Origin of the sequence: Halomonas sp. SpR8 (assembly GCF_031010195.1) — a bacterium.
Taxonomy (GTDB): domain Bacteria; phylum Pseudomonadota; class Gammaproteobacteria; order Pseudomonadales; family Halomonadaceae; genus Vreelandella.
In genome coordinates, this window is the sequence record NZ_JAUAMC010000003.1 from 290,397 (window position 1) to 303,009 (window position 12,613).

The 12,613-nt window shown below is 49.7% G+C and carries 10 protein-coding genes; 6 read left to right on the forward strand and 4 right to left on the reverse strand.

What is annotated here, in order from left to right; translation table 11 throughout:
- Positions 1-43: 43 nt before the first annotated feature.
- Positions 44-1,987 carry a hypothetical protein gene (locus tag QT230_RS07915; RefSeq protein ID WP_308321071.1) on the reverse strand — a complete coding sequence of 648 codons (1,944 nt, stop codon included), beginning with the start codon at positions 1,985-1,987 and terminating at the stop codon, positions 44-46.
- A gap of 336 nt (positions 1,988-2,323) precedes the next feature.
- Here QT230_RS07915 and QT230_RS07920 point away from each other — a divergent pair, with 336 nt between their 5' ends.
- Entirely contained in the window at positions 2,324-2,872 is a 549-nt protein-coding gene (locus QT230_RS07920; protein ID WP_308321072.1) for an adenylate kinase, read from the forward strand.
- Between the two features lie 179 nt (positions 2,873-3,051).
- On the forward strand, positions 3,052-3,987 hold the full coding sequence (locus tag QT230_RS07925) for a glycerophosphodiester phosphodiesterase family protein (protein ID WP_308321073.1): 936 nt from the start codon (positions 3,052-3,054) through the stop codon (positions 3,985-3,987).
- Between the two features lie 57 nt (positions 3,988-4,044).
- On the opposite strand, the gene QT230_RS07930 is transcribed toward QT230_RS07925, so the two are convergent.
- Positions 4,045-4,959, reverse strand: a complete 915-nt coding sequence (locus QT230_RS07930) for a dihydrodipicolinate synthase family protein (protein WP_308321074.1) — start codon at positions 4,957-4,959, stop codon at positions 4,045-4,047.
- 351 nt (positions 4,960-5,310) lie between these two features.
- On the opposite strand from QT230_RS07930, the gene QT230_RS07935 reads away from it, so the two are divergent.
- The 4 genes from QT230_RS07935 (at position 5,311) to QT230_RS07950 (ending at position 10,666) form a co-directional block, all read left to right on the forward strand.
- Positions 5,311-5,754, forward strand: coding sequence for a hypothetical protein (locus QT230_RS07935; RefSeq protein ID WP_308321075.1), 444 nt, complete (start codon positions 5,311-5,313; stop codon positions 5,752-5,754).
- Positions 5,755-5,830: 76 nt separating this feature from the next.
- Entirely contained in the window at positions 5,831-6,943 is a 1,113-nt protein-coding gene (locus QT230_RS07940; protein ID WP_308321076.1) for a hypothetical protein, read from the forward strand.
- Positions 6,944-6,977: 34 nt separating this feature from the next.
- Positions 6,978-9,812: an EAL domain-containing protein gene (locus tag QT230_RS07945; RefSeq protein WP_308321077.1), complete on the forward strand. Its 2,835-nt coding sequence runs from the start codon at positions 6,978-6,980 to the stop codon at positions 9,810-9,812.
- 41 nt (positions 9,813-9,853) lie between these two features.
- The gene (locus tag QT230_RS07950; protein WP_308321078.1) at positions 9,854-10,666 is read left to right on the forward strand and encodes a PEP-CTERM/exosortase system-associated acyltransferase; all 813 of its coding nucleotides are present in this window, start codon (positions 9,854-9,856) and stop codon (positions 10,664-10,666) included.
- 13 nt (positions 10,667-10,679) lie between these two features.
- Here QT230_RS07950 and QT230_RS07955 read toward each other — a convergent pair whose 3' ends face one another.
- Together QT230_RS07955 and QT230_RS07960 are read right to left on the reverse strand one after the other, a co-directional pair.
- Positions 10,680-11,339: a hypothetical protein gene (locus tag QT230_RS07955; protein ID WP_308321079.1), complete on the reverse strand. Its 660-nt coding sequence runs from the start codon at positions 11,337-11,339 to the stop codon at positions 10,680-10,682.
- 149 nt (positions 11,340-11,488) lie between these two features.
- Positions 11,489-12,454 carry a putative zinc-binding metallopeptidase gene (locus QT230_RS07960; protein ID WP_308321080.1) on the reverse strand — a complete coding sequence of 322 codons (966 nt, stop codon included), beginning with the start codon at positions 12,452-12,454 and terminating at the stop codon, positions 11,489-11,491.
- Positions 12,455-12,613 lie beyond the last annotated feature (159 nt).

A 12,613-nucleotide genomic window follows, 5' to 3' on the forward strand; every position in this document is an offset into this window, starting at 1 on the left:
ACTTACCCTCTGTTCAATAGGCAAGGTTAGACCCTCTTAATTTTTACGGTGAAGGTAAACGCCAGTGCAGCACGGTGGAGAAAGTAAGCGCGTACAGATCATGACTATCAGCCGAAAATGCCAGCGCCCGTATATATGCTTCTGCTGGCACCTGTAGCGCGATTGGCGCTCGTCCGGTTCTTACTTCGCGCAATTGTAGCTGGTCGGCTGCCGCCATCGCTAACCAACGGCCATCGGGAGAGGCTGCAGCCGTGTGTATATGATCCTGACCATCGAGCACTGCAGAATAGAGGTAACTACCTTTATCGGTATCAAACACATGCATGCCAGCCACCTGCTCGCCCCTCGATTCCAAACGAAGCTGAAAACCGCTTGTGGCCCACTGCCCTCGAGCCGACCCTATCGGCTCCCAGGACGCAGGGTGATCACGCAGATCAGGGGTGGCAGGCACCCCCTGATGTGGAAAATTGCCATACCGCTGAGGTGCTTGGATCACACGCTCTACCCGCCCACTCTCAGCGTCCAGTTCCGCTAGGCCATAAAGGTCCTCCACCCAAAGTGACTCCCCCATCCAGCGTACTGGGCGCAGAGGTTGCGAAAACAGAGCAGCTCTGGGCACCTCAACCGCATGGTAGTGCCACTGTCCATGCTCTTCATTTCGGTAGCGATAAAAGCGCCCCACGTTATAGCTGTAGAAACGGGGGCGCCCCTGGCCATCCAACTGCCCGCGTAGTATGCCTCCCAGGCTCGATGTGCCAGCAGCCAACGACACTGGCCAGGGTTCCGCGACAGTTTGAGAAGTTTGGTATCGATAAAGCTGCCAGTCACTCTCACCGAATGGCCGCCCTCGAAACCACAAGGTATTGCCCTCCTCATTCACCAGCATAGGGTCTGCCCCTTCCCACCCTTGCCAAAGGACAGTCAACGAGGATTGTTCCGGTAATAACCGCCAAACCTCGGTGATCCATTCGCGTGTACCATCTATACGGGCGGATCGCTGCACACCAATGGCCAAACTGCCATCAGCCATAACTTGTAGCGTCTGCGGATCTAAAGCGTCGTCGCTGGTTAACGTAAAAATATCGGGCGTAAGCTCTGATTGAGTATCATCTTCAAAGCGTAAGTCAGGCTCCGGCATGCTCGGCAGGAGAGGATGCCCCGCTTCCCAGGCGGTGGGATCGGTACTAATACGACGCTCTACCCCAGGCAAAGCCTGATCCAAAGCACTGATCACCGCCATAAACATCTCGCCCGGCACCAGCGATTGAGAAAGATGTGTGGGCACGCCATCTGCCGCCAGAATTACCTTTCGAGCAGGGTTAGGGAAGGAGTGGCGACGATGGATATCGATGATTGTAGACTCAGTACCAAACAGCAGCATCGCATCGAACACTACTACCGTCTGCTCGATGTCATACTGATTTCTCCAACCTTCCTGCCACTGGCGGAAGGACTCAGCACGGGTATACAAATTACGTAGCTCAGGTAGCGTTGCCAACGCCTCGCTGGAGGCTTGCAGGTTTGCAACTGCGTGACGTTGACGCCAGTCGCTTTCTTCTGGCATCAAAGCACCATCGCTCACAGCCTGTGCCAAGGTCGGCTCGTTATCGGCCAGTTCCGTCATTTGCTGCGGACGCCGAGACAGCATGACCTGCCTCCACGGCGCCTCCAAAGTGGACAATAACAACTGCTCCTCCACCAGGGTAACTCGATCTTTCAGTGCTTCAGAAACCACTGTCTTTACCTGCTGATAAGGCGCCTGAATCAGAATGTAAGCTCGCTCCGAACCGATGGCCTGTTGTTTTCCAACTACTACAGGTATCTCCAACGCCTCTGGGGTGTGATGGACGACGCCGTTTTCAGAGATTCGCCAAGACGCTTCTGAATCATCTGGAAAGGAGAGCACGCTGTTGTCCCCATGCACTATTGATGTCATTAACACGCCGATGAGCGCCCCTGCACTTTTTGTCGCTATCCAACCCAGCATAAGATAACTCTCTTGATTAATTATTAACGCTAATAAACCAGCGCACAGAGACCACTTACCCTAAACTAAAGACCGCGCGCTTAACCATAAACGCTAGTGTGTCACCATCGGGGTCGCGTACATAGGCAGCGTCAACGGTGTATTGCCAAGACATGACTTTTAGCATCCTGCCCTTGGAGCTGTCGGTAAGCAGATAAATGACGCCTTTTGAACTTCCTCACCAATACGATGCAATCTTCCAGCTCATCTATAGGTTATTTTAGTTTCTTTTCTTAAATGCGCTTGCCCGTACCTAAAGCAATCCTTAAACTGCTGCGCCGCCCAGGAGAGCGTTTCATGAAAATTAACGTGGTCGGCACTAGTGGCAGTGGCAAAAGCACGCTGGCTAAACAACTCGCAGTAGCGCTGGATACTTCTTACATTCAGCTTGATCAGCTGTTTTGGCGCGCTAACTGGCAAGGTACACAGGACGATGTATTCCTCGCCAAGCTTGAAGAAGTATTGGCAACATCCCCAAAAGGATGGGTGTTGGATGGTAATTTTGATCGCACTCGCCCTATTAAATGGCACGATGTCGATATGGTGGTATGGATCGATTTCCCTTTCTGGCGTGTATTTAGCCAAGCCAGCACACGAGCCGTAAAGCGTATTATTAGCAGGCAAGAGATCTGGCCCGGCACCGGAAACCGCGAAAGCTTTCGTCGAACATTTTTAAGCCGTGATTCAGTACTGCTCTGGTCGCTTAAAACATGGAATCAAAACCGCAAACGTTACTTCGCCGATATGATTGATTCACGCTATGCCCATATCCAGTTTGTGCGTTTAACCTCGCGTAGAGAAGCGCAGATGCTAGTGGATAGCCTCCGCCATGATGCCTCTGTCTAGACTATTTAGATGCTGATGCTTACTCCGTGTGGATTAGTAGTGATGTTATTCAACTCACTGGTAAGCCGAATAGCCACGCTAATCGGCTTACAATGTAACCTTGGGAGGTGTGCACAGTTTGGCATTTATGCTTACGGGCATGTAGGATAATTGAACAACTGTTCAATTAAGGAATTTCTATGCAACGTCATCCGTTGATTGCTGCCGTGTCACTGGGTCTTTTTGCTGGTGCTGCTACGTCCACTGCACTTGCAGAGGCAACGCCACTAGAGCAACAACTAAAGGATCTGGAGTCGTTTCAGGTGATCGCTCATCGCGGAGCTAGCGGCCACGCGCCGGAAAGCACCATGGCCGCCTATGAACTGGCTTATGAGTGGGACGTCGATTACCTGGAACTGGACGTGCAAATCACCTCCGACGGTGAGCTGGTGGTGTTCCACGATGACACCATTGATCGTACCAGTGACGGTGAAGGCGAGATTAACGATTACACCCTGGAAGAACTCAAAGCCTTGGATACCGGCACCTGGTTTAACGAGGAAAACCCAGACAGCGCCGACACGGCCTTTGACGGCGCGCAGATGCTGACACTGGACGAGCTCTTTGATCACTTTGGCCACGATGCTCGCTACTACATTGAAACCAAGTCGCCGCAGTTGAACCCTGGTCTGGAAGAAGCCCTGGTAGAGACACTGGAAGCGTACGACATGATCAAGAGCGGCCGCGTGCTGGTGCAATCGTTTGAGCAGGATAGCCTGTTGAAAGTGCAGGAATTAAACGACGACGTGCCGCTGATCCAGTTGGTGTGGTACTACCCGAGCGAAGAAGACGACTCGCGCCTGGTGGAGTGGACAGGCGTGACGCCGGGACCCGCCGAGATTACCGATGAGGACTTTCAGGAAGTCGCCGATTACGCCGTGGGCATCGGCACGAACTACCTCTATGACGGCCGGGAGGTCATTGACGCCGACTTTGTTAAGCAAGCCCAGGAAAACGGCTTGCCGGTGCATGTGTATACCATCAATGAAACCGAGGAAATGAAGCACCTGATGGAGATGGGCGTCAACGGTCTGTTTACTAACTATTCAGATCGCTTGCTGGAACTCGTTGAGTAAGCTTTCGGGGAGTCGTTATTACGCCCAGCCTTGGCTGGGCGTTTTTGCTGGACGGCTTTAACCCCTAACCCGAAATTCTGATGCTAAGCCTAGCTGCTCGACTACTCGCTCCACTCTTATCCGGTCTTTACCCTGCAGCGCTTTAAGCGGTTGGGGCAAGCAGGGTTGGCTTACCTTACCGGTTACTTCGGCAATAGTCACGGCCACTCGCAGGCTACCACCGTACTCACGGTAGAGAGCCCATAACGGTTCAAGCGCGTCAGAAAGCGTCTCGGCCTGATGAGCATCACCCGATTGAGCAGCCCGGGTTAGCGCTAAAGCAGCCTTGGGGAATAACCCACCAATGACTGAGTACCAGGCATCGCACCCCGCATTCAGCCCGGTTGCTGCTGCCGGATCGCCGCTAATACCGATGGTGACATCGTGAGGAATCAACGAACGTAGTCGTGCGACCCGTTCTCTTGCGGCGTTAAGGTCGCTAGTCACCGGCGGAATTTTGATTGATTGCACCTGTGCCAACTGAGCGATACGCCCATGTAACTCATCGCTAAACTCAAAATGAGTGGTTCCAGGGTTGTCATAAACGCACAGCGGCACACTCAATGAACGGCAGACCGTTTCGTAATGTGCAAACGCTTCGTCATCGGTAAGCTTCTGATAAGACACCGGTGCTAATAGCACCCCACTCGCGCCCAACTGCTGAGCATCCTCAGCCAACGCCGTGACATCGCGAGTACGTAGTGCGCCAATACCCACCACTACCGGCACGTTACCTGCATTTTCCACTCCAAGCTGGACAACCCGAGCGCGCTCTTCACGGCTTAAATAGGCGTAGTTACCGGTCGAGCCTAGCACGCCAATCGAATCCACCTCTGCTTCGGCTAGGTGTTGGACTAATTGGACAAACTCGCGCTCCTTAATGCCCTGCTCGTCCATAGGCGTTAACGGAAATGCACTCATACCGGTGAACATGTAGGGGACTCTCTCTATTTGGATGGCAGCTGCAGTATCTCACAGACAATTACCAATAAGGTATCAGTGCCTTCGTCGGTGACATAGCTTCCTGTTATTTTTTTAAAATTGATGCAGTGCTTATGTATGTGCCGAATCGATACGGTACTATTGTTTTTCTGGAGTTTACCACCCAGTTATAAAAGGCCCTGGACATTAATATATCGCTGCCTATTGGCCGAAAGGAGCACACGTCATCAACTCATTCACACCTAAAATGCAGTTTTACACTGCATCGTGCATGAACCTGGCGTTCATCAATCGACCAGTAAGAAATAGCCAATGCCATCACTGCTATTGAGTGGTTCTCTAATGCGATTGTCCTTACTGACAGTGACCACTCTCATTTTTTTGATGGGGCTCACTTTTGTGGGCGCGAATGCCATCGCTCGGGAAGCCCCTCTTTTTTTAGTGGCCCATCCTGATGTCACTACCCGCTGGTTAAATCGTGATACTACTCGCGCGATATTTGCAATGCGTCAACGCACATGGCCAGACGGTCAAGCGGTCAGAGTATTTGTAATGAATAATGGCAACCCCGTGCATGCACGCTTTGCCAAAGAGCAATTGGCAGTTTACCCCCACCAACTTCAGCTGGCCTGGGATCGCATGGTCTTTTCAGGAACGGGCCAGGCCCCTGATCGCGTAAGTAATCAGGCAGAGATGCGCGAACAAGTTGCAACGACCCCCGGGGCGATTGGCTATCTGGAAAGGGAGTATCTGGATGATAGTATCCAAATTATTTCGATGGAGTGAATGTCGAGCAGTTGCTGTTGTGGCAGGTCTCCTTGCTTTAGGTTCCTCTGCTTATGTGCACAGCAGTGAGCGCGTCATGGATACCTTGCAGGTACATGGTTTTCTTAGCCAAGCGCTGGTTATCACTGATGATAACAACTTCTTTGGCTCAAGTAGCGAGGATGAAGGCAGCTTTGAATTCACCGAAGTTGGCCTCAATGCTTCATTACGTCCTCACCAAGATGTACTACTTGCGGCTCAGGTGCTAAGCCGTCGTGCAGGCGGTGATAGTAGCGATGCACAGCCGAAGCTCGACTATGGCCTAATTGATTATCAGATGCTCTCCGATCAAAAGCGTACCTTTGGTATTCAGCTTGGGCGGATTAAAAACCCGTTTGGATTTTACAATCAAACTCGAGATGTAGCGTTTACACGACCTAGTATTCTATTGCCTCAATCAATTTATTTTGATCGAACGCGTTCACTGGCTCTTACAGGTGACGGGGTAACGTTATACTTGGAAGAGCGACTAGATAGTGGAGTCGTTAGAGGGCAGGTCGGCTTAGGAGAACCCCAAGCTGGCGATGATTTAAATCAAACGCTCCAGTTACATCGCATACAGGGGTCTTTCGACCCGCAGCAATCAGCCATTGCACAGGTTCGCTATGAGCATGATGCTGGACGTATCGTAGCAGCGCTAAGCCATGCCAATGTCAGATCCAAAATAAACTCACGCTACCCTGACGTCGGCGATGGAGACTTTTACTTTAGACCCTGGATATTTTCTTTACAGTATAATCAGGAACTGTGGAGTGTAACGGCAGAGTACGCACTGCGCAGGTCGGGGTTAAAAAACTTCAATCAACCTCCTTTAAATTTCGATACGACAGGTGAAAGTTGGTATCTGCAGTACACTCGTAGATTTTATGACGATTGGCAATGGCTAGTTCGTTACGATAGCTTAACCAGTAATCGCAGTGATCCTTCAGGCAAAAATTTCGAGGCAAATGGGCGGGGGCCTGCTCACTCTCAATTTGCAGATGATTTAACATTTGGCCTGCAATGGACGCCACACCCTCAAGTAATGATAGCTGGTGAATACCATCATGTAGATGGCACCGCCTGGCTTCCCTCCCAGGATAATTCAAACTCATCAGAGACAAGCAAACATTGGAATATGTGGCTGTTCCAGTTATCGCTGCGCTTCTGACGTTTTATTAGATCCTGGCTAAGATGGTATCGCGATGAAATTCTCCTCCCTTTTGCGAATGCCTCAGCGGCTAAGCTTAACGTGGCGCGTCATCGCGCTAAGCAGCTTACTGCTTTTAGCGTTGCTCGTACTGTTTACCTGGCTGGGCCACGAAAATCTCACTCGCCAATTTCAGGAAAGCCGAAATCAGCATTATGAACGTCAACAGCGAGAAATTCATTTAGCACTTGTTCGTTCATCAGAGAACTTGCGCCAACTGGCGGGATTAACAGCCGCCTCGGCCAGCTTGGGTCCGCCATTACAAGCGGGTAATGCAGCCGATGTAAGAGAAGCTCTGAATTCACAGTGGCCGGCGCTGCAACTAGAAGCAGGAATTGATGAGATTTTAATCATTAATACCCGCGGTGAAGTCGTGGGTAACTGGGGTACCGGTAATGCAGAAACACAGCTTCCCATACTGAGTTGGGTAAGGCGTGTCATGAATACCGAAAGGCCGCTAACCAACCTTCGTTGCTCAACCAGTTGCCAACAATTCGCTGCCGTACCGGTATTAGTGGAAGGAGAAAGTGTCGGCATGGTAGTGCTGGCTCGCTCATTAGCCGACGTTACCCGACAGGCCAAAGAAGTCTCAAACAGCGAAATTGCACTGCTCGTAACAGGCCCCGTTGAAGAGGCGAATGTAGCTGCTACAAGACAACTAAATGCTTGGAATGGTTATCTATTGGCACTCACCAGCGAGGAGCAAAGCTTAGCACCGTTGCAACGAGCAGCGGAGACTGTCTCTATTCATCGCCTTGAAGAGGCGCCACTAGGCCTTGAGTATGGTGGCAGACATTTGGAACTCAGCGCAGTACGCATGGAAGATAATGACGAGCGTAGCAGCTCTGGATTCTTTCTACTTATATCAGATATTACCGAACAAATTGATGCTATCAATCAAAACACGCGCACACTGCTGTTCGTAGGCGCATTCGGCTGGGTGGCCGCTGAATTACTGTTATTAGTCATACTCATTGGCCCAATGGCTCGACTTCGTAGAGTCGCTGGACTGCTGCCTGCCCTTGCTGACGGAAAGTTCAGCGCTATTCGCTCCGCCATTCCCAATTATCGCCGCTGTCTTCCTGATGAAATTGATGTCCTCGAAAGCTCTACGCTTGACCTCTCAAATCAACTTGAAATGCTTGAGGATGAGGTTCAAGAACGCGGCACTCAGCTAGCCAAACGTATCGAAGAGCTGGCTAAAGAGCGCGATTTCGTTAATAGTTTATTGAACACTGCACAAGTGTTTATTATTGCCCAAGACAGCACAGGGCGAATAAGCCTAGTTAATGAGTATACTCAATCGATGCTGGGGCTTGATGAACCCTCCTTACTCGGACGCCACTTTGTGGATGTATTTGCGGCTGGCGTCCCTACAGCGCTTGAGTCATTCTCCCTCCCTCTCCAAGAGGAAAAAACACTACGCACACCTGACCACCGCACTCATACCATCGCTTGGTATCATGCTCCCTTGCAAACAGGCAGCAATGAAAAAGTGTCACGCCTATCGGTGGGACTCGACATTACTGAACGTAAGGCTGCCGAAGCCCGTTTAACGTGGCTTGCCGAGCGTGACCCGTTGACTGAGCTGCATAATCGACGCTATTTTCAAAATGCTTTGCAAGCTGCTCTTGAGCGCCCTGGCAATATCCAGGGAGCTATACTCCTGCTTGACTTAGATCAATTCAAAGAGGTCAACGAACTTAGCGGGCATCACGTAGGCGATAAATTACTACGTGAGGTAGCCGAGACTCTCTTTCATCATCTTGGACACCGGCACGTCATCGCCCGTCTGGGTGGTGATGAATTTTCGCTGCTGCTAGAAGATACCAACGCAGAGCAAGCAGTTAGAGCCGCTCAGTATATCGTTCAGTTGTTGGATGGCATCGGCTTTTTAGCTGGAGAGCGTCGACACCGGGTAACGGCCAGCATCGGTATTGCTCTATTTCCAATCCATGGCACTAAGTCTGGCGAGCTGATGGCCAACGCCGACGTAGCTATGTATAAGGCGAAGGCAAGCGGTCTTCAACATTGGCATCTGCTCTCCAAAGCAGAAAATGCCAAAGATGAACTGCAAGAACGAGTCTACTGGGTTGACCGTATACGGAATGCGCTCGAAGAAAGTAGTTTTGAGCTCATGGTGCAACCCATCATGCGTTTGGAAGACCAAGACATAAAACATTATGAAGTATTGCTGAGAATCCGTAATGAAGACGGCAGCCTCATTTCACCTGCGCAGTTTATTCCTATTGCTGAGCAGAGTGGTCAAATCGTCTTAATTGACCGCTGGGTATTACGGCACAGTTTAAAAGCACTCAGCCAGCTGCAAAGCCGCGGTATAACGCTGGCTGTTAATCTTTCTGGTCAGTCCCTTCACGACGAGGGATTAAAGCAGTATTTAGCCGATGAGCTGGCTACCAGCGGCGCTGATCCACACCACCTTATTCTAGAGGTGACGGAAACAGCGGCCGTTACTGACTTTTCCACCGCACGTGGTGTTTTACAAACTGTGCGTGATCTTGGTTGCCGCACTGCACTCGATGACTTCGGGGTTGGTTTTAGCAGTTTCCACTATTTAGGGCAGCTGCCGGTTGATTATATCAAGATTGACGGCTCTTTCATTCGCAGCCTACTTATTAGCCCGGACAGTCGCGTTATCGTTCGTGCTATTGCCGATATCGCTAAGGGTTTTGGCAAGCAAACTATTGCCGAGTTCGTTGATCAAGAAGCTTTATTGGCAATATTAAAATCTTATGGGATAACTTATGGTCAAGGGTTTTATTTAGGAAAGCCAGCCAAACTCACCGAAGCATTCGGCATTGCTAGCTAGATATAACATACATTTATGTTTAAAATTAAAAAGGATCGCCAATGAAACCTTCTCCTCTTTCAGAAAACAGAATAAAAGTACCTTCAGATTTAATAGAAAGGTTTATACAAGAGTTCTCGTTCAAACTGTGTATGACTGAGCAAGAAAAACAACAGGCTTATCGGTTGAGGCATGACGTTTACTGCGAAGAGCTTCAATATGAAGAGCCTACAGATCCTTACAAGAAACTCGAATATGATATTCATGATCAAAACTCTATACATTGCTTGATTGAGCACCGTAGAACCGGGATAGTTGCCGGATGCGTTCGTGTGGTTATGCCCTGCCACTCTAGTCCTTACCCACTTAATCAACTTCCTCTTCAGTCATATGGTAGTCAAAGTCTTACTCACATTGAGCTTCATCCTGATCGGCTTGAGCAAGATAGCTATTATGAAATTTCTCGACTTGCTGTTAACCGACTATTCAGAACAAGGGTTAGAGACGATTCTAGTACAGAAAAAATTAGCAATATCCCATTCTTCTCCACAGAAGAAAGGCAGCTCTTTCCATTACTTTCAAGTGGGCTATTTATCACAGGATATGCCTTAGGAAGGCAGTTAGGAAAAATCCAGGTATTTGCCATGATGGAGCCTAGCCTGCCACGACTGCTCGCCTTAACCGGGTTTCACTTCACCAAGGTAGGAGAGACAATCAACTTTCATGGACGAAGAAGCGCTTACTATATAGATAAGCAAAAAGCAGAAAGCGGGCTAAAACAAGCATTGCTGCCACTTTACTTGCACATACAGCATTCACTCACACCGCAGTTAGAAAAAATGCTAGCCAAAGAAGCCAGCATTTCTCATATATAGCATAAGCAAAATATTAAATTTTAACTGTGGAATTCCCATGATTATCCAGTGAACTCGAATCTCGAAAATCATTAACCGTCACGCTGGTAAATTTTTCTAAGAAAAATACTAGCGTTTCAGGATAACGAAAACGCTCTTCAAAGCACTCCTGACCTTCTTGTGATCGACGCGTCACACTGGCTTGATATTCGCCTTTTGTTTTCGTCACCTGAACGCTGTTCTCGCGACCTTTCTCGCGGTGAACGGCGGTCAACGGTGTATCCCCTATTAGCATTGCATCAAGCTGACGGGCAGCCACCCTCTCCTCTTCGCTCGCCCATAAAGGCTGATCACGCTCTCCGTAGTGGTAGAGCATGATGACTAATAGAACCGAAAATATGGTACTGGTTAGCATCCAGGTTAATAAAACGTTAGATGGCGGCGTAGTCAACATAATGAATAGCTGAATTACAACACCTATCGCGAGCACGACTGCTAACGGCCTCCACATGCGCGGGTTCATGAATCTGCGCTTTAAAACATAGCCCCAGAGCCCAATCACGGCTAATGCCCCCAACACCAAATACACAGGAGCAAACAGTGTCCCTCCCCCGGCTATAAGGGCGATAACACCAATAAGAAGTATCAAACTATAGAAAGCGGCTAAAAGACGGTAAGCGCGATCAAGGTTCATGTGCGATCTCCATGCTGGTTGGCCAATGGGGTTATGTCCCCATCGGCTTTTTTTGTTATCGGCATGCTAATAAGGCCTTGAACTGCAGTATAGATGATAACCTCAGTTCTTCACTGTTTGCGCTTTAACGCAACGGCTTACAGTCGCTATTACAATCCTTGTGCGCCTCGGCGCAGCCAATCATGCACAAAGGCAAGCTTATGTCTGGCAGCTTCTGAGAGTACGAAGGGATAAAGATCAGGTAATCCCATGGAGCGATTAACATGATTAACCCCTACAGTGAGCTCTGCTGCCACATAGATCAACCGTTCAGCGTCTGGCTCCGCATAAGGCTCCCATTGGTGACTGGGTAGCTCGGGAGAAGAAAGATTTGATGCGGCAAAGCTATCGGCTATATCGGTTAAATGAAGCAAGTGCGCAGCAGTTTCAGCCCAATCCTCATGAGGATGCGCTGAGGCGTAGGTGGTTAAAAAGCTCTCTTTCCAGTTCGGGGGCGGCCCATCGTTATAGTGGCGTTGAAGTGCGGCTGTGTAATCCTGACGCTCGTCGCCAAACATCTCACGGAACGCATCAAGAAAATCTTCACGCAGGCTAAGCCTCCACCACAGCATATGTGATATTTCATGGCGCATATGGCCAATCATGGTCCGATAGGGCTCTTCCAACGCTTCTCTTCGAGTGGTGACCAGTACAGGATCTACTTCGGCCACGCTAATCGTTACCACCCCTTCAATATGCCCCATCGGTACAGGTGAACGACCCTCTGCGAGCAGATGGAAAACAGGCGGCGCGCCAGGATCTTCAGGACGAAACCAGTGCCAGCGGCCTAAATTATCGAGCACCCAACGCTTGGCCGCTTCGGTTTTAGCCCAGTTTTGCATAGCATTCGGTATTTCAGGATCAGGCGCCAGCGCCGTCATAGCGCACGAGCGGCAAAAAGCGCCCTCTTCAGGTGCTATCCAATTACAACCGATAATCTCTCGATTGATGCAAAAAGGAGGCATGGGCACAAAGGCACGAGCCTGGGGATCGTAAGCGACGGGTGTGCCATCAGCGGTCGCGAGATTATCGAACCAAAGGGAGCCGGAACCGACGGGATTAGCAAATACGCGCATACGGTAAAGCTCCTGAAAAACGAGGAAAAGACATCTCTAAATAACAGAGCGTTGTCTTTTCTAAAATTCTATTAAAGAGGCATTAACTACCTCTTTATTCCATTGCAAAGCTATTCCATTGCAAAGCTATTTCGTTGCAAAACCATTTCGTTGCAAAAC